25 protein-coding genes and 1 tRNA gene are annotated in these 23789 nt (G+C 72.0%); 9 read left to right on the forward strand and 17 right to left on the reverse strand.

What is annotated here, in order from left to right; all coding sequences use genetic code 11:
• Nucleotide 1: 1 nt before the first annotated feature.
• On the reverse strand, nt 2–1000 hold the full coding sequence (locus tag ACSU6M_RS12915; RefSeq protein ID WP_437069710.1) for a zinc-dependent alcohol dehydrogenase family protein: 999 nt from the start codon (nt 998–1000) through the stop codon (nt 2–4).
• A 102-nt stretch (nt 1001–1102) separates the two neighbouring features.
• On the opposite strand from ACSU6M_RS12915, the gene ACSU6M_RS12920 reads away from it, so the two are divergent.
• A complete protein-coding gene (locus ACSU6M_RS12920; RefSeq protein WP_437069711.1) occupies nt 1103–1438 on the forward strand; it encodes an ArsR/SmtB family transcription factor in 336 nt (111 codons plus the stop codon).
• Nucleotides 1439–1492: 54 nt separating this feature from the next.
• On the opposite strand, the gene ACSU6M_RS12925 is transcribed toward ACSU6M_RS12920, so the two are convergent.
• The 3 genes from ACSU6M_RS12925 to ACSU6M_RS12935 all read right to left on the reverse strand — a co-directional run bounded on the left by ACSU6M_RS12925 (nt 1493) and on the right by ACSU6M_RS12935 (nt 4519).
• Nucleotides 1493–3160, reverse strand: a complete 1668-nt coding sequence (locus ACSU6M_RS12925; protein ID WP_437069712.1) for a glycosyltransferase family 2 protein — start codon at nt 3158–3160, stop codon at nt 1493–1495.
• Nucleotides 3161–3300: 140 nt separating this feature from the next.
• Nucleotides 3301–3798 (reverse strand): DUF2267 domain-containing protein, encoded by a 498-nt coding sequence (locus tag ACSU6M_RS12930; protein WP_437069714.1) that lies wholly within the window; start codon nt 3796–3798, stop codon nt 3301–3303.
• Nucleotides 3799–4096: 298 nt separating this feature from the next.
• The gene (locus ACSU6M_RS12935; RefSeq protein ID WP_437069716.1) at nt 4097–4519 is read right to left on the reverse strand and encodes an Hsp20/alpha crystallin family protein; all 423 of its coding nucleotides are present in this window, start codon (nt 4517–4519) and stop codon (nt 4097–4099) included.
• Between the two features lie 162 nt (nt 4520–4681).
• Between ACSU6M_RS12935 and ACSU6M_RS12940 the strand changes: the two genes are divergently transcribed.
• Nucleotides 4682–4984, forward strand: coding sequence for a hypothetical protein (locus ACSU6M_RS12940; protein ID WP_437069718.1), 303 nt, complete (start codon nt 4682–4684; stop codon nt 4982–4984).
• Nucleotides 4985–5204: 220 nt separating this feature from the next.
• On the opposite strand, the gene ACSU6M_RS12945 is transcribed toward ACSU6M_RS12940, so the two are convergent.
• Complete coding sequence (locus tag ACSU6M_RS12945) at nt 5205–6161, reverse strand: GlxA family transcriptional regulator (RefSeq protein WP_437069719.1); 957 nt, start codon at nt 6159–6161, stop codon at nt 5205–5207.
• Nucleotides 6162–6520: 359 nt separating this feature from the next.
• Between ACSU6M_RS12945 and ACSU6M_RS12950 the strand changes: the two genes are divergently transcribed.
• A complete protein-coding gene (locus ACSU6M_RS12950) occupies nt 6521–6970 on the forward strand; it encodes a DUF2269 family protein (RefSeq protein ID WP_437069721.1) in 450 nt (149 codons plus the stop codon).
• A 15-nt stretch (nt 6971–6985) separates the two neighbouring features.
• Here the strand turns inward: ACSU6M_RS12950 and ACSU6M_RS12955 are convergent, their stop codons facing one another.
• Nucleotides 6986–8350 carry a DUF445 domain-containing protein gene (locus ACSU6M_RS12955; protein WP_437069722.1) on the reverse strand — a complete coding sequence of 455 codons (1365 nt, stop codon included), beginning with the start codon at nt 8348–8350 and terminating at the stop codon, nt 6986–6988.
• 185 nt (nt 8351–8535) lie between these two features.
• Between ACSU6M_RS12955 and ACSU6M_RS12960 the strand changes: the two genes are divergently transcribed.
• Nucleotides 8536–9882: a GDSL-type esterase/lipase family protein gene (locus tag ACSU6M_RS12960; RefSeq protein ID WP_437069724.1), complete on the forward strand. Its 1347-nt coding sequence runs from the start codon at nt 8536–8538 to the stop codon at nt 9880–9882.
• A gap of 6 nt (nt 9883–9888) precedes the next feature.
• Here ACSU6M_RS12960 and ACSU6M_RS12965 read toward each other — a convergent pair whose 3' ends face one another.
• The 4 genes from ACSU6M_RS12965 to ACSU6M_RS12980 all read right to left on the reverse strand — a co-directional run bounded on the left by ACSU6M_RS12965 (nt 9889) and on the right by ACSU6M_RS12980 (nt 13386).
• Entirely contained in the window at nt 9889–10671 is a 783-nt protein-coding gene (locus ACSU6M_RS12965) for a DUF1707 SHOCT-like domain-containing protein (protein ID WP_437069725.1), read from the reverse strand.
• 76 nt (nt 10672–10747) lie between these two features.
• Nucleotides 10748–11734 carry an ABC transporter ATP-binding protein gene (locus tag ACSU6M_RS12970; RefSeq protein WP_437069726.1) on the reverse strand — a complete coding sequence of 329 codons (987 nt, stop codon included), beginning with the start codon at nt 11732–11734 and terminating at the stop codon, nt 10748–10750.
• Between the two features lie 7 nt (nt 11735–11741).
• On the reverse strand, nt 11742–12506 hold the full coding sequence (locus tag ACSU6M_RS12975; RefSeq protein ID WP_437075115.1) for an ABC transporter permease: 765 nt from the start codon (nt 12504–12506) through the stop codon (nt 11742–11744).
• Nucleotides 12507–12585: 79 nt separating this feature from the next.
• Nucleotides 12586–13386, reverse strand: coding sequence for an ABC transporter permease (locus tag ACSU6M_RS12980; RefSeq protein WP_437069728.1), 801 nt, complete (start codon nt 13384–13386; stop codon nt 12586–12588).
• Between the two features lie 236 nt (nt 13387–13622).
• Between ACSU6M_RS12980 and ACSU6M_RS12985 the strand changes: the two genes are divergently transcribed.
• Complete coding sequence (locus tag ACSU6M_RS12985) at nt 13623–16016, forward strand: transglycosylase domain-containing protein (RefSeq protein WP_437069730.1); 2394 nt, start codon at nt 13623–13625, stop codon at nt 16014–16016.
• Here the strand turns inward: ACSU6M_RS12985 and sugE are convergent.
• From sugE to ACSU6M_RS13000, 3 genes are all read right to left on the reverse strand, one after another.
• Nucleotides 16010–16330: a quaternary ammonium compound efflux SMR transporter SugE gene (gene sugE / locus ACSU6M_RS12990; RefSeq protein WP_189869176.1), complete on the reverse strand. Its 321-nt coding sequence runs from the start codon at nt 16328–16330 to the stop codon at nt 16010–16012. The two genes, ACSU6M_RS12985 and sugE, sit on opposite strands and share 7 nt — an antisense overlap.
• A gap of 170 nt (nt 16331–16500) precedes the next feature.
• Nucleotides 16501–16803: a GroES family chaperonin gene (locus ACSU6M_RS12995; protein WP_437075116.1), complete on the reverse strand. Its 303-nt coding sequence runs from the start codon at nt 16801–16803 to the stop codon at nt 16501–16503.
• A 73-nt stretch (nt 16804–16876) separates the two neighbouring features.
• On the reverse strand, nt 16877–17206 hold the full coding sequence (locus ACSU6M_RS13000; RefSeq protein ID WP_437069732.1) for a DUF3618 domain-containing protein: 330 nt from the start codon (nt 17204–17206) through the stop codon (nt 16877–16879).
• A 97-nt stretch (nt 17207–17303) separates the two neighbouring features.
• On the opposite strand from ACSU6M_RS13000, the gene bcp reads away from it, so the two are divergent.
• Complete coding sequence (bcp, locus tag ACSU6M_RS13005; RefSeq protein ID WP_437069733.1) at nt 17304–17771, forward strand: thioredoxin-dependent thiol peroxidase; 468 nt, start codon at nt 17304–17306, stop codon at nt 17769–17771.
• 39 nt (nt 17772–17810) lie between these two features.
• Nucleotides 17811–17894: transfer RNA gene (locus tag ACSU6M_RS13010), tRNA-Leu, on the forward strand.
• A 49-nt stretch (nt 17895–17943) separates the two neighbouring features.
• Here ACSU6M_RS13010 and rdgB read toward each other — a convergent pair.
• The 4 genes from rdgB to ACSU6M_RS13030 form a co-directional block, all read right to left on the reverse strand.
• Nucleotides 17944–18546, reverse strand: a complete 603-nt coding sequence (gene rdgB, locus ACSU6M_RS13015; RefSeq protein ID WP_437069735.1) for an RdgB/HAM1 family non-canonical purine NTP pyrophosphatase — start codon at nt 18544–18546, stop codon at nt 17944–17946.
• A gap of 34 nt (nt 18547–18580) precedes the next feature.
• Nucleotides 18581–18979 carry a hypothetical protein gene (locus ACSU6M_RS13020; RefSeq protein ID WP_437069736.1) on the reverse strand — a complete coding sequence of 133 codons (399 nt, stop codon included), beginning with the start codon at nt 18977–18979 and terminating at the stop codon, nt 18581–18583.
• Between the two features lie 146 nt (nt 18980–19125).
• Nucleotides 19126–19851 carry a ribonuclease PH gene (gene rph / locus ACSU6M_RS13025; protein ID WP_437069738.1) on the reverse strand — a complete coding sequence of 242 codons (726 nt, stop codon included), beginning with the start codon at nt 19849–19851 and terminating at the stop codon, nt 19126–19128.
• A gap of 804 nt (nt 19852–20655) precedes the next feature.
• Nucleotides 20656–21156 carry a glucose PTS transporter subunit EIIB gene (locus ACSU6M_RS13030; protein WP_437069740.1) on the reverse strand — a complete coding sequence of 167 codons (501 nt, stop codon included), beginning with the start codon at nt 21154–21156 and terminating at the stop codon, nt 20656–20658.
• On the opposite strand from ACSU6M_RS13030, the gene ACSU6M_RS13035 reads away from it, so the two are divergent.
• A complete protein-coding gene (locus tag ACSU6M_RS13035; protein WP_437069741.1) occupies nt 21041–22330 on the forward strand; it encodes a PTS transporter subunit EIIC in 1290 nt (429 codons plus the stop codon). The two genes, ACSU6M_RS13030 and ACSU6M_RS13035, sit on opposite strands and share 116 nt — an antisense overlap.
• 188 nt (nt 22331–22518) lie before the next feature.
• Nucleotides 22519–23769 carry a PTS transporter subunit EIIC gene (locus ACSU6M_RS13040; RefSeq protein ID WP_437069742.1) on the forward strand — a complete coding sequence of 417 codons (1251 nt, stop codon included), beginning with the start codon at nt 22519–22521 and terminating at the stop codon, nt 23767–23769.
• The last annotated feature ends 20 nt before the right edge of the window (nt 23770–23789 follow it).

Genomic DNA, 23789 nt, shown 5'->3' on the forward strand with positions numbered 1-23789 from the left:
CTCAGTGATCCACCCGCAGCACGATCTTGCCGAACTGCCCGTTCGCCTCCATGTACTCGTGCGCCTTCACCACCTCGCCCAGTTCGAAGACGCGGTCCACGACAGGGCGGAACATGCCGTGGCGGAGGCCGGAGTCGATGTAGGTGCGGGCGCGGTGGAGGCGTTGGGGGGAGCGGCTGATCTCCAGCATGGTGAAGGTGCGGATGTTGACGGCGGGCATGCCGAGGTCGAAGGCGGGGTAGGGGGTCGGGTCCTTGCTCTGGGCGCCCCAGAGGATGAGCGTACCGTCGGGGGCGGTGGCGCGGACGAGGTCGGTGATGCCGGGGCCGGCGACGGCGTCGAGGATGTACTCCGCGCCCTTGCCCTGGGTGAGGGCGAGGATGCGGGTCGCCACGTCCTCCTCGTCGGAGACGATCACTTCGGCCGCGCCCGCGTCGAGGAGTTGCCGGCGCTTGGCGCGGGTGCGGGTGACGGCGACGGGGATCGCGCCGATGCGGTGGGCGGTCTGGATCGCGGCCAGTCCGACGCTGCTGGACGCGGCCGTGATCACCGCGGTGTCGCCGGGGCGCATCCCGCCGACGTCGAGCATCGCGCCGTAGGCCGTGAGGTACGGCATCCAGATCGCCGCCCCCGTGATCGCGTCGGTGTCCTCGTCGCGGGGCAGGACGGACGAGGCGGGGACGAGGGCGCGTTCGGCGTAGACGCCGTAGTCGTTGTGGGAGAAGTTCGGTATGACGCTCACCGGCTGGCCGGTCGTCAGGCCCGTCACTCCCTCGCCCAGGGCCTCGATCACGCCCGCGGCCTCGTTGCCGAGGCGGGCCGGCAGGTGCTTGACGGGCTCGATGTAGCGGTCGGTACGGAAGAGGATCTCGGCCCGGTTGACGCCGACGGCGTCCACCCGGATCCGCACCTCGCCGGGGCCCGGCTCGCCCGGGTCCAGGTCCTCCACGCGCAGCACCTCAGGGCCGCCGATCTCATGGAACCGTACCGTTCTGGTCATGGCCATTCCCCCATCTCTCACGCCGAGTTGCCGGAACGGCCTCCACCCTGGACCCTAAGTACGACCGCTGTCAAACTTTGATGGGGGCCGTACTATGGACCCATGACGCCCCTGGAACGCACCCCACCCCACCCGGAGGTCTCCGCCTTCGACCTCCAGCAGGTGCTGGAGGCCCTCGTCGACCCCGTGCGGCGCGGCATCGTCACCCAGCTCGCCGCGTCCGGCGAGGCCATCGCGTGCGGGGGGTTCGACCTCTCCGTCAGCAAGTCGACCGCGACCCATCACTTCAAGGTGCTGCGGGAGGCGGGGCTGATCCGGCAGTACTACGTCGGGACGTCACGGATGAACGAACTGCGCCGGGCCGAGATGGACGAGGCGTTCCCCGGACTGCTCGACGCGCTCACGCTGCCGCGCGGTGGTGGCCGCGGGCGCCGCTGACCGCCGGCACGGCAGGACAGGAAGGACCCTTCACGACCGCTCCGCCACGCCGGCTCAGCCGTTCCGCGTCGACCGCCGCTTGGTCCACGGGTCCGCCTTGCGGACCAGCGGGCGCAAGCGCTTGGGTGCCCGCCGGGCCAGGTCGCGGGCGGCGCGGCGCAGCCGGGGGTCGGTCGTGGCCCGCATGAGCAGGCGGCTGGGGAGCCCCGCACGGCCGGGCCGGCCGACGGCCAGGGTGAGCTGGGACTCCTCGATGGTGCTGGTGGGCAGGACCAGGCGGCGCGGGGAGCCCAGGGCGCGGGCGGGGTAGGTGGCCTCGGGCAGGACCAGGCGGTTTCTGCGGCCGACGCCCAGGAACTGGCCGTAGAGCCAGACCTGATGGGTGCCGGTGGGCAGGGGGTCGCCGCCGGCCAGGGTGAGGGGGTCGAGGCGGGTCGTGGAGCGGAGGACCATCGTGTGGTCGTTCCCCGACAGGCCCTCCAGGCTGGGCGTGAGCTCGGTGTCGTCGAACCACCACAGGTCGCGGGCCGTGTCGTGCACGAGGACGTCGCCGAAGGCGGACTCGAAGGGGTCGGGGACCTCCCACTCCTTGGCGCCCTCGATGCCGGCCAGCAGATCGGGGTCGAGCAGGAACCGGCCGCGGTGCTCGCGCAGGGTGAGCGGCTCGCCGTCGGGGCGGAGCAGGCGCAGGGCGGTGGTCAGGGTGAGGCGGCCGTCCTCCCAGTGCACGTCGGAGACGGTGAGCCGGGACTTGATGTGCCGGGTGCGGCGGGCCAGTTCGATCAGGGAGTCCAGCCGGCCCTCGATCAGCAGCCGCGCCCGCAGGGCCGAGACGGCGGGCAGTCCCTCGGGCACGCCCGGCGGGAAGCATTCGAGTGCCATACGGCGGACCACGCCGAAGTAGCGTTCCAGGTTCGCGCCCTTGCGCTGGAGGACCCGGGGCTCGCTGACCGGGCGCAGCAGTTCGACGCGGAAGGAGCGGCGCAGGAAGTGGTCCTGCTCGGGGCCGGGTTCGGTGGCCGCCTTGACGGAGTCGACGACCTCGCGCAGATAGCCGTAGTACGCCTCGGGCGTGGTCGCGCTGCCGCTGGTGTTGCCGCCGTCCTCCCGGCGGTTCCAGACGTAGCAGTGGTAGTCGCCGAGGATCGACACGGTCCTGGCGCGGACGTAGGCCCGCGCCATGAAGATCTGGTCCTCCAGCCGCACCCGTCCCTCGGGGAACTCGATGCCGTGCTCCAGCAGGAACGCGCGGCGGAACATCTTGTGCGGGGTCAGACTCTCGAACAGCGGTTCGTCGAGGGCGGTGCACCGCTCGACCGTCCGCCGGAACACCCGGCTCGGGCCCTGCATGGTGCCGGTGACCTTGCCCAGCACGATGTCGGCGCCGTTGCGGGAGCCGAGGGCGTACATGCGCTCAAGCGCCTCGGGGGTCAGCTCGTCGTCCTGGTCGACGAACTGCACGTACTCGCCCTGGGCGGCCCGGACACCGACGTTGCGCGGTCTGCCGGGCCAGCCGGAGTTCTCCTGGGTCAGCACGCGGACGTTGCGATGGCGGGCCCCGAGGCGTTGCAGGCGCTGGAGGGAGTCGTCCGTGGAGCCGTCGTCGACGTAGACGATCTCGTACGAGTCCGGGCCGAGCGACTGCCCGAGCAGCGAGGGCGCGCAGCGCTCCACGTACTCGCCGGCGTTGTAGACCGGGACGACGATGCTGACCTTGATCATTGCTGCCCCCAAGGGCGGCCAGGGGGTGGGCGAACGTCCTCCACCCTAGGTCCCCCGGCCGCCGCACGCCGGTCAAGCGGTCACCCACGGTGACGGCACGTACGGGTGAATACGGCGTTGGGGTGACGCCGGGCCAGGCGTTACGCCGGTGCCGGCACGGTGGTGCGCCCCAGCTCCGCTCGGCCGAACAGCAGAGCGTAACCGGGCGGGAGGGCGGCCAGGAGGCGGTCCGTGAGGTCGTCGCCTATCAGTGCGGGCAGGGCGCTGAGCACCGAGCTGACGTCCCAGCGGGCGGTGGCCGGGGTGGCGCCCTCGACGCGGGCCGCCACGGAGTCGACGAACTCGGCCGCGGTGAGGGGGTGGGTCACCGGGATCTGCTCGGCCACCAGCCGGGCCGCCCGCTCGGGCAGCGCGCGGGCCAGGGCGACGCGCTCGTCGCCGATCACATGACCGCCCAGGGTGGACAGGACGATCCGGGTGATCCGCTCGGCCTCGGCTCTGGTGGGGTACTGGCCCGACTCCCGTACGGAGTCGATCAGCCGGTCCCAGTCGTCCTGGCCGGCCTCGGTCGAGCGCGGGGCGTCCGCGGACCGCGGGTCGCCCGCGGTGGTGTGCCGCTCCTGCGTCGTGATGGTCATCGTTAGGACTCCTCCTCCTCGCCGGGCACCCGGTCGCCGGGCACGCGTCGCCAAGCAGTCAGTCACCAAACGCCCGGGTGCCAAACCCCGATCACCGAGATCACTGGGCGACCGGCCGGATTCGGCCCGCGGACAGGGGGCGGACAACGGTCCCGCGGGCGGCTGTGCGCGGGCCCGCGGGAGGTGTTCCGGAAGCAGTCAACGTGTCGTCTGCGGGGTGTCGACCTCCCGGAAACGATCAATCGGTTGTTTGCTTGCTCGATTGCTCGCTTGCGCGACCGCTCAGCCGCTCAGCCGCTCAGCCGCTCAGCTGCTTGCGGTCGCGGCCGCCGCTGATCTCGATGCGGCGCGGCTTGGCCGTCTCGGCCACGGGGATGCGCAGGGTGAGGACGCCGGCGTCGTACGAGGCGTCGATGCGGTCCGTGTCGAGGGTCTCGCCGAGGAAGAGCTGGCGGGTGAAGGTGCCCGTCGGGCGTTCGGCGGCGATCATCTCCGCGTCCTCGGGGGCCGCGGGCCTGCGCTCGGCACGAACGTTCAGGACGTTGCGTTCGACCTCCAGCTCGATCGACTCGGGGTCGACGCCGGGGATGTCGAAGTGGACGACGAAGTCCTCACCGGCCTGGTAGGCGTCCATCGCCATCGCGGCCGGGCGTGCGGTGGAGCCGAAGACCTGCTGCGCGAGCCGGTCGAACTCACGGAACGGGTCTGTGCGCATGAGCATCACGGGTCACTCCTTCCTTGAGGCGCTGTGGATGCGATGCCCTATGGCTTCTTATATAGCCCGCAGGTAGAAACTTGACAAGCCTTGACTCAGGTCTCGGGGTGCGGGGAGCCGCAGGACTAATCTCGTCCCTGTTCACGACCCCAATCGCGGGAGGCTGCCATGGACCGGATCCCCAGCGCGCTCGTCGCCTCGAGCGGACTCGTCGGCGGGTACGCCGTGGCCCGCTGGACCCGTAAGCGCCAGCTCGGCGGGGTCGTCCTCGCCGCCGCGGGCGCGGCCGCCGCCCGGCAGTGGCACCGGAGCGCGGGCGCACCGGCCGCCGGCGCCCTGACCGCGGCCTACATCGCCGCCTTCGCCGGCTCCCATCCGCTGGCGAAGAAGGTGGGCGCCTGGCCTTCGGTGTTCGGCGTGGCGGGCGCGGTCGCGCTGGCCTCCTGGGCAGTGGCCGACCGGCGGGGCTGAGCCGACGCTCCCGCGTTCCACCGGCGTCCCCGGACCGGCGCCGTAGGGCCGCCGCCCCGGCCCGGCACCATAGGGCCGCCACCCCGACCGGCGTTCCCCGGCCGCACCCCCGGCCGGCATTCCCGGCCGCCACCCCGCCCGGCACTGTCGGGCCGCCCCCGGACCGGCGTTCCCAGGCCCCGCCCCGAGCCGTCGCCCCCTCCGCCCGTCCAGGCCGCCGTCAGACCGCGCCCGGTCCCGCGCGGAACGCTCGTCGGTAGCCCTGCGGGCTCGTGCCCACCACCCGGCGGAAGCGTTCGCGGAAGGCCGTCGGGGAGCCGAAGCCGGCTTGGAGGGCGATGCGCTCGACAGGGTAGGACGTGGTCTCCAGGAGGTACTGGGCGCGGCGGACGCGTGCGCGGTGCAGCCACTGCAGGGGCGTGGTGCCGGTCTGTTCGCGGAAGCGGCGGTTGAGGGTGCGGGTGCTCAGGCCGGCGTGGGCGGCGATGTCGGCGAGCGTGAGATCGCGGTCGCAGTGGTCCTCCAGCCAGTGCAGGAGGGGCTCCAGGGTGGCGCCGGACGGGGTCGGCGGCAGATCGTGGACGATGAACTGGGCCTGACCGCCCTCGCGTTCGAGGGGCATGACGGACATCCGGGCCGTGTGGGCGGCCACCGCCGAGCCATGGTCCTTGCGGATCATATGCAGGCACATGTCGAGGGCCGCGGCGGCGCCCGCGGAGGTGAGGAACTGGCCGTTGTCGACGTAGAGGACGTTCGGGTCGACCGTCACCTCGGGGTAACGCCTCGCCAGGTCCGGCGCCGCGATCCAGTGGGTCGTGGCGCGCAGGCCGTCCAGCAGTCCGGTGGCCGCGAAGAGGAACGCCCCCACGCACACCGACGCGATCCGCGTGCCGTTCGCCGCCGCCGCGCGCAGCGCCTCGGTGACGCCCGGCGGCAACACCTCGGGCGGGTCCTCGACGCCGGGCAGGACGATCGTGTCGGCCTCGGCCAGCAGCTCCAGGCCGTACGGCGCCCGCAGGGTGAAGGCGCCGGCCCGCACCTCCTCCTCCGTCGAGCAGACCCGTACGTCGTAGGGCGCCCTGCCGTCCGGCAGCCGGGCCCAGCCGAAGGCGTCGATCGGGGCGGACAGGTCGAACGGGATCACCCCGTCCAGGGCCAGTACGGCGACGATATGCATGGCGAGAGACTACGGAGGCGCCCGGATCTCGCCAAGCCGCTCCGCCGCGGTCGACGGCCCGTACGCGGCTCCCCGCCTCGCCCGATGCCCGGTACACGGCCTCCCGCCTCGCCCGATGACCGGTACACGGCCTCCCGCCTCGCGCGATGACCGGTACGCGGCACCCCGCCTCGCCCCCCGACCGGTACGCAGCACGGGCGCGAGACGCGCGGCTCCCCGCCTCGGCCGACGGCCCGTCCATGCCCTTCCATCTCGGTCGATGCCCCGCTGCCCGCCCGCCCCCCTCTCTGGCGAGAATCCGTCGACTCCTGGCACTCTCGCCACTTCTCCGTGATCCACCCGCCTTCTACCGTCACGGCGTGACCAAGTTCCTGCTCGCCGTCCATGTCCTGGCCGCCATCGTCGCGATCGGCCCCGTCACCGTCGCCGCCAGCATGTTCCCGCCCGCCGCGCGCAAGGCGCTGGCCGCGCCCGAGGACGCGCGGGCCGCGGAGAACGTCCGGCTGCTGCACCGCATCTGCCGGGTGTACGCGGTCGTCGGCGTCGTCGTCCCCGTGTTCGGGTTCGCCACCGGCAGCGCGATGGGGGTGCTCGGCGACACCTGGCTGATCGTCTCGATCGTGCTGACCGTGGCCGCCGCGCTGGTGCTGGGCGCGCTGGTGCTGCCCCGGCAGGAGGCGCTGGCCGAGGGGACCGGGGACGAGCGCGCGACCGTGCGGCTCGCCATGGTCACCGGGATCTTCAACCTGCTGTGGGCCACCGTGACCGTGCTGATGATCGTGCGCCCTGGGTCCACCACCGGGGCGTGAGGAAAACCGGGAGTCCTACCCGCCCAGCGCCCGCGACACCGTATGGATCAGCAGGCCCGCCAGCGAGCCCACCACCGTGCCGTTGATGCGGATGAACTGCAGGTCGCGGCCGATGTTGGCCTCGATCTTGCGGGTGGTGTGCTCGGCGTCCCAGCCGGCGACGGTGTCGGTGATCAGCGAGGTGATCTCCTTGCGGTACGTGGTGACGACGTGCACGGCCGCGCCCTCGACCCAGCTGTCGACCTTGTCCTGGAGGCGGGGCTCGGTGGCCATGCGGGCGCCGAGTGAGAGCAGGGAGGCGCGGGCACGCAGGCGCAGCTCGCTGCGCTCGTCCTCCGCCGCCGAGACGATCATGGAGCGTACGGCGGTCCAGGCGGAGGCGATGAGGTCCTGCACCTCGCCGCGGCCCAGTACGTCGCCCTTGAGCCGCTCGACCCGCGCGCGCGTGTCGGTGTCGGACTGGAGGTCGGAGGCGAAGTCGGTGAGGAAGCGGTCGAGGGCGCCGCGCGCCGGGTGGGTCGGCATGTCCCGCATCTCCGCGCAGAAGCGCAGCAGCTCCTTGTAGACGCGCTCGCCGACCTTCTTGTCCACGAAGCGCGGGGTCCAGCCGGGCGCCCCGCCCTGGACGGCGTCCATCACGGAGTCGCTGTGCAGCACCAGCCAGTCGTGCGCGCGGGTCACCACCAGGTCGACGACGCGCTTGTGGCCGCCGTCGGCGACGATCTTCTCCAGCATCTTGCCGATGCCGGGCGCGATCTCCTGGGCGTCGGCCCGGCGGGTGATGGCCTCGCCGACGACCGCCTGGACGTCGGAGTCGCGCAGCACGGTCAGCGCGCCGCGCAGCGCGGTGGCGAGCTCGGCGGTGACCCGGTCGGCGTGCTCGGGCTCGGCGAGCCAGGCGCCGAGCCGGCTGCTGATGCCGACGGAGCGCAGCCGCAGCCGTACCACGTCCTCGGAGAGGAAGTTCTCGCCGACGAACTCCCCGAGGGTGACGCCGAGCTGGTCCTTCTTCTTGGGGATGATCGCGGTGTGCGGGATGGGGATGCCGAGGGGGTGCCGGAAGAGGGCGGTGACGGCGAACCAGTCGGCGAGCGCGCCCACCATGCCGGCCTCGGCGGCCGCGGCGACATAGCCCGCCCAGGCGCCGGCGCCCTGGTGCTCGGCCCAGGTGGCGAGGACGTAGACGACGGTGACGAACAGCAGCAGGCCGGCCGCGGTCAGCTTCATCCGGCGTACGCCGCGCTGCTTCTCCTCGTCGGCGGCGCTGAAGACGTTCATCGCGCGCGCGGGGCGCGCGCCCGCGGCCTGCGCGCCGGGGGGCCGTCGCGGGGCGGTTCCCGGGCCGGGATCTTCCGTCAGTTCCGGTTCCGTACGGTCCATGCACTCCACCCGTTCGCGAGCCCCGACAGCACCATTGTCCCTTCCTGACCGACTCCTGGAACGGAAGGAGAGTTCCCGGCGTCTGTCAGATGCGCCCCGCACGGCTGCCGGACGCACCCGTACCGCATCATGAGGCGATCACCACGGAAGCCCCCGGCTCCCCCCTGCCCGAGGAGACCCACCGCATGACCAGGCGTCGTCAGGGCCTGCCCCTGCTCGCCGCGATCACCGCCCTGGTCGTGGCCCTGTCGGCCGCGATCTACCTGACGGCCGCCGCCGACGACGGCACCGCACGGCACACGGCCGCCGCGGGCCTCCCGCACGGCGACGCCGCGCCCGCCTCCACCGGGACGTGGGTCGGCGCCTGGTCCGCCGCCCCGGCGGCCGCCGAGCCCGGCACCGAGGCGCGGGGGCTCGCCGGACGGTCGGTGCGCAACGTCGTGCACACCAGCGTCGGGGGCACGCGTGCCCGCGTGACGCTGTCCAACCTCTTCGGTCTGCGCCCGCTCACCCTCACCCACGCCTCCCTCGCCCTCGCCGAGGGCGACGGCGCCGCCGCGCGGGCCGGGACGATGCGCCGGCTGACCTTGGGCGGGCGCGCCAGGGTCGTCGTACCGGCCGGCGGGCAGGTGGTCAGCGACCCGGTCGCGCTGGAGGTGCCCCACGACACCGACGTCCTGGTCACCACGTACTCCCCCGTCGCCTCCGGTCCGGTCACCGTCCATCCGCGCGCCCGGCAGACCAGCTATGCCGCCGTCGGCGACCGCACCGAGGACCTCACCGGCACCGCCTACACCGAGCAGGTCGACGCCTGGCGCTATGTGACCGCCCTCGACGTGTTCAGCGCCGAGGCCGACGGCACCCTCGTCGCCCTCGGCGACTCCCTCACCGACGGCAGCAGCTCCAGCGCCGGCGAGAACCGCCGCTGGCCGGACGCGCTCGCCCGGCGGCTGCGGGAGGCGGCCGGGGAGGGACGGGACGTGCCGCGCTACGGCGTGCTCAACCAGGGCATCAGCGGCAACCGCGTGACCGGCGACGGCTACATCCGCCCCGGCGCCCGTACGGTCCTGCCGCAGAACCCCGGCGGGCTGCGCCGCTTCGGACGGGACGTGGCGGCCGGCCCCGGTGTGAAGGTCGTCGTCGTGGACCTCGGCGTCAACGACATCCTGCGCCACCCCGCGGGCGGCGACCCGGACCGCGTCCTCTCCGGCCTGCGCGAGCTGACCCGCCGCGCCCACGCGCACGGCATCAGGGTGGTCGGCGCCACCCTCATGCCCTTCAAGGGCCACCCCGCCTACACCGACGCCCGCGAGGAGTCCCGGCGGCGGATCAACGCCGCGATCCGCGCGGGCGGTGTGTTCGACGCCGTCGCCGACTTCGACGAGGCCCTGCGCGACCCGTACGACCCGCGCCGGCTGCGCTTCGACTACGACAGCGGCGACCATCTGCACCCCAGCGACCGCGGGTACGCGCGCATGGCCGAGGCCGTCGACCTGGACGATCTGAAGGGCGGGGCGCGCATCCGGCGGTGACCGCCGTCAGTCCTCGTCCCGGTGGCGGCGCTCGCGCATCAGGTCGCGGTGGCCGTCCAGCATGCGGTGGTGGGCGTTCTCGACGTCCTCCCGGAAGTCCTGGTGGAGTTCGCGCAGCGCGGCCTTGCGGTCCCGCTTCTCCTGGCGCCGCTCCAGCCGCCGGCGTTCACGCTCGGCGCGGGTGAGCTTGCGGTCGACGCCGACGCCGCCCCAGAAGGCGAAGCCGGTGACCACGACCCGGGGAGCGCCCGGGTCGCCGGGGGTGCCGTCCTCGCGGTGGTCGAAGCCGCCCATGACGCCGGTGCCGCGGATCACGACCTCCACGCCGGGCGGCACGGTCACCTGGATGCCGCCCATGACGGTCACGCAGGTGATGTGGACCTCGCGGTCGGCGAAGTCGGCCTCGCGCAGGTCGACATGGCCGCCGCCCCAGAAGGTGAACGCGGTGAACCGGCGCGGTGCGGTCCAGCGCCCCTTGCGCTGGAAGGAGCCCATGACCGCGAAGGCGCCCCTGGAGGAGCCCTCGCCGCCGACGATGCGCCGCTCCCAACTCCCGGCCCCCGCCGGCGGCTTGGCGAGACTCACCGCGGGGGGCGCCGCGCCGGGTGCCGGCAGGTCGCGCGTGATCGGTGCCAACTCGCCGTAGGTGCGGGCCTTGTACGTGGCGTCCAGCCGTTCCTCGAACTCCGCCATGTCGAGCCGGCCCTCCGCGAGGGCGTCCCGCAGAATCTCGGCGACCCGCTCGCGGTCGGCGTCGGAGGCCCGCAGCTCTGGGGCATCGTCGGTCATACGAGCAGCCTACGAGCTCCACGCCCGCCGCACTACGCCATCGCACACCGCGGGCCGCCGACCCCGACCCCGCCGCCTACGCCGTCGCCCTCCCCGCGTACATCTTCGCGATCACCGCCTCGATGTCCGGCTCCCGCACCGACAGGTCCACCAGCGGATAGCGGGCCGCGATCGCGGCGACCAGCGGGGCCGCCGACCGGGACGCCGGGAAGGCGAGCCACTGGCGGGGCCCCTCCACCCGTACCACCCGGGCGGGCGGCGCCTCGATCGGCGGCACCTCGCGCTCCAGGTCGACCACGAGGGTCCGCTCGCTCTCGCCCGCCTCGTGCAGGCCGGTGAGCGGGCCGTCGTACATCAGGCGGCCGTGGTCGATGACCATCACGCGGGAGCAGAGCTGCTCGATGTCCTGGAGGTCGTGCGTGGTCAGCAGCACCGTCGTGCCGCGCTCGGCGTTCAGCTCGCGCAGGAACGCGCGGACCTTGGCCTTGGAGATGACGTCCAGGCCGATGGTCGGCTCGTCGAGGTAGAGCACCTCGGGGTCGTGCAGCAGGGCCGCCGCGATGTCGCCGCGCATGCGCTGGCCGAGGGAGAGCTGGCGTACGGGGACGTCCAGCAGGTCGGCCAGGTCGAGGAGTTCGACCAGGCGGTCGAGGTCGGCGCGGTAGCGGTCGTCCGGGATGCGGTACATGCGGTGCATCAGCCGGTAGGAGTCGATCAGCGGCAGGTCCCACCACAGCGTGGTGCGCTGGCCGAAGACCACGCCGATGCGGTGCGCCAGGCGGACGCGGTCGCGGGCGGGCTCGATGCCGGCCACCCGCAGCCGGCCGCCGCTGGGCGTGAGGATGCCGGTGAGCATCTTGATCGTGGTCGACTTCCCGGCGCCGTTCGGGCCGATGTAGCCGACCATCTCGCCGCGGCCGACGGTGAAGGAGATCGAGTCGACCGCCCGCACCTGCCGGCGCTCCCGCTTCATGAAGCCCGTCCTGCGGCGTACGTCGAAGACCTTCTCGACGCCGTCCACCTCGATGAACGCCTCGCCGGACGCCCCGAGAACCCCAGTCATCCGTCCCTCAACTCCCCGTGCTCCGATACGACCTCAGCCCCGCCCGCCACGCCAGCCCGGCCAGCGCGCAGAACACCACGGCCACCAGCGGGGGCAGGAACGCCGCGCCCGCCGGCAGGCCCACCGGATAGGGCCGGTCCAGGACGTACGCGGCGGGCACCCAGTTGACGAAGGCCAGCGGCACCAGGAACGTCACCCCGCGCACCAGCTCCTTGCCGAACACGCTCGGCGGATACTGCAGCAGCGTGGTGCCGCCGTAGGTGAACGCGTTCTGCACCTCGGCCGCGTCCTGCGCGAGGAACTGGAAGGCCGCCCCCGCCACGAACACCGCCCCGAAGATCACCGCACCGCTGATCAGCATCACCGGCACCAGCAGCACCTTCGGCACGCTCCAGTCGACGTCCACCGCGACCAGCCCGTACCCCAGCACCAGCACCCCCTGGGTGACCCGGCCCAGCCGGCGCAGCGCGAAGTGGTCGGCGCCGACCTGGGCCAGCACCGGCGCGGGCCGCACCAGCAGCGTGTCGAAGGAGCCGTCCCGGATGCGGGCGCCCATGGCGTCCATCGAACCCAGCGTGAGATCGGCGAAGCCGAACGCGGTCGCCGACAGCCCGTACAGGAAGGCCACCTCGGGCAGGCTCCAGCCGCCGAGCGAGTCGACCTGCGCGAACATCAGCAGGATCCCGACGAAGTCCAGCGAGGTCAGCAGCAGGTTGCCGATCACGGTGAGGACGAAGGAGGAGCGGTAGGCCACGGTGGAGCGGATCCACATCCAGGCGATGAGCCGGTAGGCCCGCAGCCCCTCCCCCAGCCGGAAGCCGTTCCTGCGCAGCCGGGGCCGGAGTCCGGTCTCAGCCACCCTGCACCACCACCCGCCGGGTCGCCGCCCGCTGCACCAGCCGCCCCGCGGCCAGCAGCGCCGCCGCCCACGCCGCCTGGAAGGCGAGCGCCTCCAGCGCCCCGGTCCGGCCCATCAGCACATCCGCCGGCATCTGGAGCTGCGCCGCCCAGGGCAGGGCCTGGACGACCTCGGCGAAGCCGCCCGGGAAGGCGTTCAGCGGCAGCAGCATCCCGGAGAAGAAGACGCCGGTGACCATGACGGCCTGGGCGACGCCCCGGTCGTCCATCAGCCAGAACACGCTCAGCGCGGCCAGGTAGCGGATCCCGAAGCCGACCGCCATGGCCGGCGGCAGCGTCAGGGCGAACGCGGCCCAGGTGAGCGCGTCGGTGGGCAGGGCCATGTCGAAGACCAACGCCCCGAAGACGAAGGGGATCACCCCGCGGCCGAGCAACTGGAACAGGCAGCGCCCCGCGTCGGTCGCCAGCCACCACAGCTGCAGGTCGGCCGGCCGGTACAGGTCGATCGCGATGTCGCCGGTGCGGATGCGGGCCATCAGGTCCTTCTCGGCGCCGCCGCCCTGGATCGCCAGCGCCGCGTACAGCGCCTGCGCCAGCCACGCGTAGGTGACGGCCTGTGTCTGGTCGTATCCTCCGAGGTGGGGTCGTTCGTCCCACAGGGCCAGATAGGTGTAGACGATGATCACGCCGAACACCGTGTTGGTGAACACCCCGGCGGCGGTCGCCGCCCGATAAGTGGCGTACCGTCGGAATCCCCCCGTCACCACGGCCGTGTACAACCGTGCCGCGCCCACTGCGCACCGCCTCCCAGGTTCCGCCCGCGCGCCGAAGCGCAGGAGCCTACCGGCGGTGTGTGGTGGCCGCCACGCGGTTTCCGGCGAACGCGTGCCGCTGTCCGGGAACGGAACACGCGGTGCGAGAGTCTTCGTCAGGGGGGCGCAGTAGGCGTACGAGGCGTACGGGAACGTACGAGCGACACACGAGGGCGTACGGGAACACGTACGACGCGAAACAGGAGTCCGTGCACGAGATGAGCGACGAGTCGCAGCGACCGGCCGAGGCAGCCGGGACCGAGCCGCAGGGGGAGGGCCCGGACGGCGGCGGGAAGGCCCGGCGGCCCAGGCGCACCGGATGGCGCCGCCTGGTGCCGACCTGGCGGATGGTGCTCGGCACCTTCGTCCTGGGTGTCGTGCTGGTGGCCGGCCTGTTCTTCCTCGGCTACTCGGTGGTCAAGATCCCGCCGGCGAACGCGCTCGCGACCAAGCAGAGCAACGTCTACCTCTACGCCGACGGCAGCCAGCTGGCCCGCGACGGCGAGGTCAACCGGGAGAACGTCACCCTCGCCCAGATCTCCAAGGACGCCCAGCACGCGGTGCTGGCCGCCGAGGACCGCAACTTCTACTCCGAGTCGGCCGTCGACCCCAAGGCCATGGTCCGCGCCGCCTGGAACACCGCCACCGGCAAGGGCAAGCAGTCCGGTTCGACGATCACCCAGCAGTACGTGAAGAACTACTACCTCGCGCAGGAGCAGACGCTGACCCGCAAGGTGAAGGAGTTCTTCATCGCGATCAAGCTGGACCGCGAGGTGACCAAGGACGAGATCCTCCAGGGCTACCTCAACACCAGCTTCTTCGGCCGCAACGCCTACGGCATCCAGGCCGCCGCCCAGGCGTACTACGGCATCGACGCCACCGAGCTGAACGCCGCCCAGGGCGCCTACCTGGCCTCGCTGCTGAACGCGCCCAGCGAGTACGACGTGATCGCGCACCCGGAGAACCGCCGTGCCGCCGAGGCCCGCTGGAACTACGTGCTGGACGGCATGGTCAAGGAGGGCTGGCTGGAGGCGGCCGAGCGGGAGGGCATGAAGTTCCCGACGCCGAAGGAGGCCACCGTCTCCACGGGGCTGTCCGGGCAGCGCGGCTATGTCGTGGACGCGATCAAGCAGTATCTGACCGAGCACGACATCCTCACCACCGAGCAGCTGGAGGCGGGCGGCTACCGCATCACCACCACGCTCCAGAAGAGCAAGCAGAACGCCCTGGTGAAGGCGGTCGACGACCAGCTGATGTCCCAGCTGGACAAGAAGAACAACAAGGTCGACAACTACGTCCGCGCGGGCGGCGCCTCCGTCGACCCGAAGACCGGCGAGGTCGTCGCGATGTACGGCGGCATCGACTACGTCAAGCAGTACACCAACGGCGCGACCCGCCGGGACTTCCAGGTCGGCTCCACCTTCAAGCCGTTCGTGTTCACCGCGGCCGCCGAGAACGGCTCCACCACGCAGGACGGCCGCGCCATCACCCCGAACACGGTCTACGACGGCACCAGCGAGCGCCCCGTCGAGGGCTGGGAGGGCGGCCACTACGCGCCGGAGAACGAGGACCACGTCGACTACGGCGACGTCAGCGTCCGCGAGGCCACCGACAAGTCGGTGAACTCGGTGTTCGCGCAGATGGCGGTGGACGTCGGCGTGGAGAAGGTCAGGAAGACCACGATCGCCCTCGGTCTGCCGGCCGACACCCCCGGGCTCCAGGACGCCGGACCCTCCGTCGCGCTCGGTGTCGCGCAGGCCAGCGTGCTGGACATGGCGGAGGCGTACGCGACCCTCGCCAACCACGGCGAGCACGGCACGTACACCCTGATCGAGAAGATCACCAAGGACGGCAGCGAGGAGATCACGCTGCCCTCGCGCCAGACCCGGCAGGTCGTCAGCCGGGAGGCCGCCGACACCACCACCTCGATCCTGCGCAGCGTGGTCGAGAACGGCACCGGCTTCGCCGCGACGGAGGCGGGCCGCCCGGCCGCCGGCAAGACCGGCACCGCCGAGGACGACAAGGCCGCCTGGTTCGCGGGCTACACCCCCGAACTGGCCACCGTGGTGGCCGTGATGGGACAGAACCCGGAGACGGCCGAGCACGAGCCGCTGTACGGCGCGCTGGGCAAGGACCGCATCAACGGCGGCGGGCCGCCCGCGGAGATCTGGGCGCAGTACACCCGCGACGCGCTGGAGGGCACCCCCGTCAGCGACTTCGACCTGTGGATGCAGGAGGAGGAGGGCACGTGGGAGATCCCCACGGGCGAGCCCACCGAGGAGGAGCCGTCCACCGAGCCGTCCACCCAGGAGCCGACCGAGGAGGAGCCGTCCGACGAGCCGACCGGCGGTGAGCCGACCGACGGCGGCGGCACCGGCGACGGCGGCCTGGTGACCGGCGGCGGCGGTGTGGTGACCGGCGGCGCGGTCACCGGCGGCGGCACGGCCGACGGCGGCACCACGACGGACGGCGGCACCACCGGTGACGGCGGTGTGGTCACCGGCGGGGGCGGTGACACCGGGAGCGGCGGCAGCACGGACGGCGGGGCGTCCGACGGCGGCGGCACCGGGGACGGCGGCCTGGTGACCGGCGGGGACGGCTTCGATCAGTGACCGGAGGTCGCCTTCAGGCCCACGACGGCGACCAGCAGCAGACAGATGAAGAAGATCCGGGCGGCGGTGGCCGGCTCACCCAGCACCACCATGCCGAGCACCGCCGCCCCGGCCGCGCCGATGCCGACCCAGACGCCGTAGGCGGTGCCGATGGGCAGGGTGCGGGCGGCGTAGGACAGCAGGACCATGCTGGCGACGATGCCGGCGCCGGTGAGCAGGCTGGGGACGAGACGGGTGAAACCGTCGGTGTACTTCATCCCGATCGACCAGCCGACCTCCAGCAGACCGGCGACGACGAGCAGAACCCACGCCATGGGGAGCACCTCCGTGAGACGGGCGTTTCAGGGGGTGCGTCGTCTTTGCGATCCGCCGCTGCGGGGCGGCCCCGGTACGGCGCGTCTCGTCGGGGTTCACCTTCGAATCTAGCAAGGAAACACGGAAAGGGCCGGTGACATCGGTCACCGGCCCTTCGCTGCCCCTCGGATCAGAGGTAGAGCCCCGTGGTGTCCTCCGACCCCTCGAACCGGTCGGCGGCGACGGCGTGCAGGTCGCGCTCGCGCATCAGCACGTACGCGGTGCCGCGCACCTCCACCTCGGCACGGTCCTCCGGGTCGTACAGGACGCGGTCCCCGGGCTCCACGGTCCGCACGTTCTGCCCCACCGCGACGACCTCCGCCCACGCCAGCCGGCGGCCGACGGCGGCCGTGGCGGGGATCAGGATGCCGCCGCCGGAACGCCGCTCGCCCTCGTTGGTGTCCTGCCGCACGAGGACGCGGTCGTGCAGCATGCGGATGGGGAGCTTGTCGTGATGGGTGCTGTCGTTTCTGTTGGCGCTCACGCCTCGAACCTACCTGCCTCGGTCAGCCCTTGCGGCGCCGGGTGCCGAGGGCGAGCAGGCCCACGACGCCGACGGCCAGCAGGGCGACGGGCAGGACCCGTTCCAGGCGCGGGGCGCCGTCCTCGTCCACGAACTTCTCCCGCACCTCGGTCACGGCCCGGTTGACCTGGACATAGGCCCTGCCGAGGGTGTGATCGACGTTGGCGGCGATCTTCGCCTTCGCGTCGCCGACGATGGTCTTCGGGTGCACCCGCACACCGATCTCGTCGAGCGTCTCGGCCAGCACTTCACGGCGGCGCCTGATGTCCGCCTCGATCTGCGCCGGGGTTCTGGTGTCCGACGTGTCCGCCACCGTACGGCCTCCGTGTCTGCTGCCTGATGCTGTTGCGGACAGTCTGTCAGCTCTCGCGGCCGTCGCACTGTCAGGACCCCCGGTTACGCTCGTTGCCATGAGCGAACGACTCCAGCCCGGGGACGTGGCCCCCGCCTTCACCCTCCCCGACGCCGACGGCAACGAGGTCTCCCTCGCCGACCACAAGGGCCGCAAGGTCATCGTGTACTTCTACCCGGCCGCCCTCACGCCCGGCTGCACCAAGCAGGCGTGCGACTTCACCGACAACCTCGACCTCCTCGCCGGCGCCGGCTACGACGTCATCGGCATCTCCCCCGACGCCCCGGAGAAGCTGGCGAAGTTCCGCGACAAGGAGTCCCTGAAGGTCACCCTCCTCGCGGACCCGGAGAAGAAGGTCACGGAGTCCTACGGCGCCTACGGCGAGAAGAAGAACTACGGCAAGACCTACCTGGGCGTCATCCGCTCCACGATCGTCGTGGACGAGGAGGGCAGGGTCGAACGCGCGCTCTACAACGTGCGGGCCACCGGCCACGTGGCGAAGATCATCAAGGATCTGGGCATCTGAGCGCCCCGCCCGGCCAGTAGCATGGCCGGGCAGTCTCCGGCGGCCGTGGTGGAATTGGCAGTCACGCTGGGTTTAGGTCCCAGTGGGTTCACGCCCGTGTGGGTTCGAGTCCCACCGGCCGCACGCACGTACGAAAGGGGCCGCCCGTCCGGGCGGCCCCTTTCCGCTGTGCTCAGCCCAGCAGCTCCCGCACCACCGGGACCAGCGCCCGGAACGCCTTGCCGCGGTGGCTGATGGCGTTCTTCTCGTCGGGGGTGAGCTCGGCGCAGGTGCGGGTGTCGCCGTCGGGCTGGAGGATCGGGTCGTAGCCGAAGCCGCCGGTGCCGGCGGGTTCGCGGCGCAGGGTGCCGGTCAGGCGCCCCTCCACCACCCGCTCCGTGCCGTCGGGCAGGGCGAGGGCGGCGGCGCAGGCGAAGTGGGCGCCGCGGTGCTCGTCGGCGATGTCGGAGAGCTGGGCGAGGAGAAGGTCGAGGTTGGCCTTGTCGTCGCCGTGACGGCCGGCCCAGCGGGCGGAGAAGATGCCGGGGGCGCCGTTCATGACGTCCACGCAGAGGCCGGAGTCGTCGGCGACGGCCGGCAGACCGGTGGCCCGGGCGAGGGCGTGGGCCTTGAGCAGGGCGTTCTCGGCGAAGGTGACGCCGGTCTCCTTGACGTCGGGGATGTCCGGGAAGGCGTCGGCGCCGACGAGCTCGTGCGGGAGGCCCGCGTCGGCCAGGATGGCCCTGAGTTCGGTGATCTTTCCGGCGTTGCGGGTGGCGAGGATCAAGCGGGTCATGGCCCCCAGTATCCCGGGGGCCGCACGGCGCGCGTTACGGCGTGCAGACCTTGGTGAGTTCGCCGGCCGCGTCGGTGACCCCGCTGATGTCGGGCGTCTTGTCGCCGTTCTCCAGGGCGGTGGTGACCTCGGTCAGCGCCTTGCGCAGATCCTCGGCGGCCTTGTCGAGGTCGGCGTCGCCCGTCTCGGTGTCTATCTTGTCCAGGCTGGCGCCGACGGCGTCGACCGCCTCCTGGGTCTGCGTGGGGTCGTTGGCCGCGGTGTCCACCGCCTGCTGGAGGTCGGTGACGGCGTCGGCCACGGCGTCGGCGGTCTCGACGCAGTCGAGTGCCTTGCTCACGGCGTCGCAACCGGTGGTCAGGCCGGTGGTCAACACCGCGGCCGCCAGGGCGGCTGTGATGGCTCCGGTACGGCGTCGGCGGCTCGCGGCCATGGAACGGTTCCCTCCCTCTGGGCCTCGCGGCCCGCTGTCGGCCGGGCGCACGGCGGTGAGCCGTGCGCCCGTACTACTGGTGACGCGGCGGCGGGCGGCCCGGTTGCCCCCTGGGTCCGCCCGCCCCGCCGTGCGCGCTCCGCGTGCTACTGCTGGAGCGCCTTGGCCTGCAGGTCGGCCAGATCGGTGCAGCCCGCGACCGCGAGGTCGAGCAGGGCGTTCAGCTCCTCGCGGGCGAAGGGCTGGGCCTCGGCGGTGCCCTGGACCTCGACGAAGCGGCCGTCGCCGGTGCAGACGACGTTCATGTCGGTCTCGGCGCGCACGTCCTCCTCGTAGCAGAGGTCGAGGAGCGGGACGCCGTCGACGATGCCGACGGAGACGGCGGCGACGGTGCCGGTGAGCGGCTTGCGGCCGGGCTTGATCAGCTTCTTGCCCTGGGCCCAGGCGACGGCGTCGGCGAGGGCGACGTAGGCGCCGGTGATGGCGGCGGTGCGGGTGCCGCCGTCGGCCTGGAGGACGTCGCAGTCCAGGACGATGGTGTTCTCGCCGAGGGCCTTGTAGTCGATGACGGCGCGCAGCGAGCGGCCGATCAGCCGGGAGATCTCGTGGGTCCGGCCGCCGATCCGGCCCTTGACGGCCTCGCGGTCGCCGCGGGTGTTGGTGGAGCGGGGCAGCATCGCGTACTCCGCGGTGACCCAGCCCTCGCCGCTGCCCTTGCGCCAGCGCGGGACGCCCTCGGTGAAGGAGGCGGTGCAGAGGACCTTCGTGTCACCGAAGGAGACGAGGACGGAGCCCTCGGCGTGCTTGCTCCAGCCGCGCTCGATGGTGACCGGGCGGAGCTGTTCGGGGGTGCGGCCGTCGATTCGAGACATGGGCAGGAGCCTATCCGGCGCACGACGAGGGGCCCCTCCCGCGGTGGAAGGAGCCCCTTGTGGGTGAACCGGCGGTCCGGTGACGCGGCGGTCCGGTGGCCCGGCGGTCCGTTGAGCTCGGTGGGACGGCGGTCCCGGACGGCGGTTCCGGTGGCCCGGCGGGGCTTGTGAGCCGGTGGCCCGGTGAGCCCGGCGGGCCAGCGGTCCCGGCCGTCCGTTGAGCTCGGTGGGACGGCGGTCCCGGCGGGGCCTGTGAGCCGGTGAGCCGGTGGGGCCGGTGGCCCGATTAGCCGGTGAGCCCGGCGGGCCGATGGCCCGATGAGCCCAGTGACCTGACGGCCCGCTAGGCCGCTGAGCCAGCGACGTGGGACCCGGCGGGCCGGTAAGCCCAGCGGATCGGTGGCCCGGCGGGCCCGATGGGCCGGTGAGCCCACGCGGCCCGGTGAGCCCGGCGGGCTGATGGCCCTATGCGGCCAGTGACCTGACGGCCTGGTGGGCCGCTGAGCCAGCGAGGCCATGGGGCCTGGCGGCCCGGCGAGCCCGGTGGCCCGGTGAGCCCAGCGGATCGGTGGCCCGGCGGGCCCGGTGGGCCGTAAGCCCAGTGACCTGACGGCCCGCTAGGCCGCTGAGCAAGCAAGGCCGTGGGACCCGGCGACCCGGTGAGCCCGGCGGTCCGGCGAGCCCGGTGGCCCGGCGGGCCGGTGAGCCCAGCGGGCCGGTGAGCTCAGCGGGCCGGCGAGCCCGCGGGACCGTGGGGCTCGCGCGGTCGTGGGGCCCGCGGGGCCGTGGGGCGTGAGCCGTGGCTCACATCATGTCTTCGATCTCCGCGGCGATCGGGTCGGCGTCGGTGCCGATGACGACCTGGACGGCGGTGCCCATCTTCACGACGCCATGGGCGCCGGCGGCCTTCAGCGCGGCCTCGTCGACCAGGGAGGCGTCGGCCACCTCGGTGCGCAGGCGGGTGATGCAGCCCTCGACCTCTTCGATGTTGTCGATGCCGCCGAGCCCGGCGACGATCTTCTCAGCCTTGCTGGCCATGTCCTTCTCCCTGATCCGAACCGCTTTGTCGCAGTAACCCACAGTTGGCCCAATTTCGCGAGCGATCGTGCCGTTGGTACCGAAAGATGACGTCACAGCAACGAAATCGTCCGTGACTGGTCTACACCACCTGACAGGCGGTCGCCAAACCATGAGTGAAGAAGCCGTCAGCCCCGCGCGCGCCCGCTGGAACTCCGTGTTCCAGGGGCTGCAGAAGATGGGGCGCAGCCTCCAGCTCCCCATCGCCGTGCTGCCGGCCGCGGGCATCCTCAACCGCCTCGGCCAGCCGGACGTGTTCGGCGAGGACGGCCTCGGGTGGACGAACGTGTCCAAGGTCATGATGGGCGCGGGCGGCGCACTGCTGGACGGGGCGCTCGGACTGCCGCTGCTGTTCTGCGTGGGCGTGGCCATCGGCATGGCGAAGAAGGCCGACGGCTCGACGGCACTGGCGGCGGTGGCGGGGTTCCTCGTCTACTACAACGTGCTGCGCCAGTTCCCGGAGGACTGCCCCGCGGGCACCAGGCCGGTGCCCAACATCGGCTGCCAGGGGAACATCGACGAGCCGGTGACGGCCTTCACGTACCAGAACCCGGGTGTCTTCGGCGGCATCGTGATGGGCCTGCTGGCGGCCTTCTTCTGGCAGCGCTACCACCGCACACGGCTGGTGGACTGGCTGGGCTTCTTCAACGGCCGCCGTCTCGTCCCGATCATCATGGCGTTCGTGGCGATCGCGTTCGCCGCGCTGTGCCTGTGGGTGTGGCCGCCGATCGGCGACGCGCTGGAGAACTTCAGCGACTGGCTGAGCGACGCGGGCGCCTGGGGTGCGGGCATCTTCGGTGTGGCCAACCGCGCGCTGCTGGTGATCGGCCTGCATCAGTTCCTGAACGTGCCGATGTGGTTCCAGTTCGGGACGTACACCAAGCCGGACGGCACCGAGGTGCACGGCGACATCAACATGTTCCTGGCGGGCGACCCGGACGCCGGGCAGTTCCTGACGGGCTTCTTCCCCATCATGATGTTCGCCCTGCCGGCGGCCGCCCTGGCGATCACGCACTGCGCCCGCCCCGAGCGCCGCAAGGAGGTCGGCGGTCTGATGCTGTCGGTGGCCCTCACCTCGTTCGTCACCGGCATCACCGAGCCGATCGAGTACTCGTTCCTCTTCATCGCACCCGCGCTCTACGCGATCCACGCGGTGCTGACCGGCGTGTCGATGGCGGTGACCTGGGCGCTGGGGGTGAAGGACGGCTTCAGCTTCTCGGCGGGCCTGATCGACTACATCATCAACTGGAACCTGGCGACGAAACCGTGGGCGATCATCCCGATCGGCCTGTGCTTCGCGGTCGTGTACTACGCGATCTTCCGTTTCGCGATCACCAAGTTCGACCTCAAGACCCCGGGCCGGGAGCCGGAGGAGGAACGCGAGGACGTCACGAAAGCGTGAAGTCCCGGCAGCGCGAGGCCCCTTGGACCACCGGTCCGAGGGGCCTTCGTCATGCCCTCGCCGCAGCTCCGGCAAGCACGCCGCGTAGCCCTTCCGTAGCAGGAATCGCGGGTTCCTTATACGCCCTTCACCGTGTTAAAACAGGTCTACACCACTGAGTGGTGTAGACCACCACCGTTGGAGGACGTATGAGCACCGCCACCGCATCGGCGGCCCCCGCGAAGAAGTGGGGATCCGGCCTGTTCCAGGGCCTGCAGAAGGTCGGCCGCAGCCTGCAGCTGCCCATCGCCGTGCTGCCGGCGGCGGGCATTCTGCTGCGTCTGGGCCAGGACGACGTGTTCGGCAAGGACGGCCTCGGCTGGAACAAGGTCGCGTCGGTGTTCGCCACCGCCGGCGACGCCGTCTTCGCCAACCTGCCGCTGCTGTTCTGCGTGGGCATCGCCATCGGCTTCGCGAAGAAGGCCGACGGCTCCACGGCGCTGGCGGCGCTGGTCGGCTTCCTGGTCTACAAGAACGTGCTGACCGCGTTCCCGATCACGGAAGCAAAGATCACCAAGGGCGAGGACATCGCCGCCACCTACAACGATCCCAAGGTCCTCGGCGGCATCATCATGGGCCTGATCGCCGCCGTCACCTGGCAGCGCTTCCACCGCACCAAGCTCCCCGACTGGCTGGGCTTCTTCAACGGCCGCCGCCTCGTCCCGATCCTGATGGCCTTCATCGGCACCGCCGTCGGTGTCGTCTTCGGTCTGGTGTGGGAGCCCATCGGTGACGTCATCACCAACTTCGGCGAGTGGATGACCGGCCTCGGCGCCGCCGGCGCGGGCCTCTTCGGCGCCATCAACCGCGCGCTGCTCCCGGTCGGTATGCACCAGTTCGTCAACACGGTGGCCTGGCAGGAGATCGGCTCCTTCACGGACTCCGCCGGCGCCGTCTGGCACGGTGACCTGCCCCGCTTCTTCCACGGCGACCCGACCGCGGGCCAGTTCATGACCGGCTTCTTCCCGATCATGATGTTCGCCCTCCCGGCCGCCGCCCTCGCGATCACCCACACCGCCCGCCCGGAGCGCCGCAAGGCCGTCGGCGGCATGATGGTCTCGCTCGCGCTGACCTCGTTCGTCACCGGTATCACCGAGCCGATCGAGTTCGCGTTCATGTTCATCGCCCCGCTGCTGTACGTGATCCACGCGGTGCTGACCGCCGTCTCGATGGCCGTCACCTGGGCCCTCGGCGTGCACCACGGCTTCAGCTTCTCGGCCGGCGCGATCGACTACTTCCTCAACTGGAACCTGGCCACCAAGCCGTGGCTGATCATCCCCATCGGCCTGGTGTTCGCCGCGGTCTACTACGTCGTCTTCCGCTTCGCGATCATCAGGTTCAACCTCACCACCCCGGGCCGCGAGCCCGAGGAGGAGGTCGAGGACCTCACCAAGGCGTGAGCCCTCACCCAGCGCGCGGG

Origin of the sequence: Streptomyces sp. enrichment culture (assembly GCF_964272895.1) — a bacterium.
Taxonomy (GTDB): Bacteria; Actinomycetota; Actinomycetes; order Streptomycetales; family Streptomycetaceae; genus Streptomyces.

Bases quoted from the DNA above. Each gene is read 5' to 3' on its own strand.
- ACSU6M_RS12915 (WP_437069710.1), bottom strand. From the start codon at position 1,000: ATGACCAGAACGGTACGGTTCCATGAGATCGGCGGCCCTGAGGTGCTG.
- ACSU6M_RS12920 (WP_437069711.1), top strand. From the start codon at position 1,103: ATGACGCCCCTGGAACGCACCCCACCCCACCCGGAGGTCTCCGCCTTC.
- ACSU6M_RS12925 (WP_437069712.1), bottom strand. From the start codon at position 3,160: ATGATCAAGGTCAGCATCGTCGTCCCGGTCTACAACGCCGGCGAGTAC.
- ACSU6M_RS12930 (WP_437069714.1), bottom strand. From the start codon at position 3,798: ATGACCATCACGACGCAGGAGCGGCACACCACCGCGGGCGACCCGCGG.
- ACSU6M_RS12935 (WP_437069716.1), bottom strand. From the start codon at position 4,519: ATGCTCATGCGCACAGACCCGTTCCGTGAGTTCGACCGGCTCGCGCAG.
- ACSU6M_RS12940 (WP_437069718.1), top strand. From the start codon at position 4,682: ATGGACCGGATCCCCAGCGCGCTCGTCGCCTCGAGCGGACTCGTCGGC.
- ACSU6M_RS12945 (WP_437069719.1), bottom strand. From the start codon at position 6,161: ATGCATATCGTCGCCGTACTGGCCCTGGACGGGGTGATCCCGTTCGAC.
- ACSU6M_RS12955 (WP_437069722.1), bottom strand. From the start codon at position 8,350: ATGGACCGTACGGAACCGGAACTGACGGAAGATCCCGGCCCGGGAACC.
- ACSU6M_RS12960 (WP_437069724.1), top strand. From the start codon at position 8,536: ATGACCAGGCGTCGTCAGGGCCTGCCCCTGCTCGCCGCGATCACCGCC.
- ACSU6M_RS12965 (WP_437069725.1), bottom strand. From the start codon at position 10,671: ATGACCGACGATGCCCCAGAGCTGCGGGCCTCCGACGCCGACCGCGAG.
- ACSU6M_RS12970 (WP_437069726.1), bottom strand. From the start codon at position 11,734: ATGACTGGGGTTCTCGGGGCGTCCGGCGAGGCGTTCATCGAGGTGGAC.
- ACSU6M_RS12975 (WP_437075115.1), bottom strand. From the start codon at position 12,506: ATGTGGATCCGCTCCACCGTGGCCTACCGCTCCTCCTTCGTCCTCACC.
- ACSU6M_RS12985 (WP_437069730.1), top strand. From the start codon at position 13,623: ATGAGCGACGAGTCGCAGCGACCGGCCGAGGCAGCCGGGACCGAGCCG.
- sugE (WP_189869176.1), bottom strand. From the start codon at position 16,330: ATGGCGTGGGTTCTGCTCGTCGTCGCCGGTCTGCTGGAGGTCGGCTGG.
- ACSU6M_RS12995 (WP_437075116.1), bottom strand. From the start codon at position 16,803: ATGCTGCACGACCGCGTCCTCGTGCGGCAGGACACCAACGAGGGCGAG.
- bcp (WP_437069733.1), top strand. From the start codon at position 17,304: ATGAGCGAACGACTCCAGCCCGGGGACGTGGCCCCCGCCTTCACCCTC.
- rdgB (WP_437069735.1), bottom strand. From the start codon at position 18,546: ATGACCCGCTTGATCCTCGCCACCCGCAACGCCGGAAAGATCACCGAA.
- ACSU6M_RS13020 (WP_437069736.1), bottom strand. From the start codon at position 18,979: ATGGCCGCGAGCCGCCGACGCCGTACCGGAGCCATCACAGCCGCCCTG.
- rph (WP_437069738.1), bottom strand. From the start codon at position 19,851: ATGTCTCGAATCGACGGCCGCACCCCCGAACAGCTCCGCCCGGTCACC.
- ACSU6M_RS13035 (WP_437069741.1), top strand. From the start codon at position 21,041: ATGAGTGAAGAAGCCGTCAGCCCCGCGCGCGCCCGCTGGAACTCCGTG.
- ACSU6M_RS13030 (WP_437069740.1), bottom strand. From the start codon at position 21,156: ATGCCCGCGGCCGGCAGCACGGCGATGGGGAGCTGGAGGCTGCGCCCC.
- ACSU6M_RS13040 (WP_437069742.1), top strand. From the start codon at position 22,519: ATGAGCACCGCCACCGCATCGGCGGCCCCCGCGAAGAAGTGGGGATCC.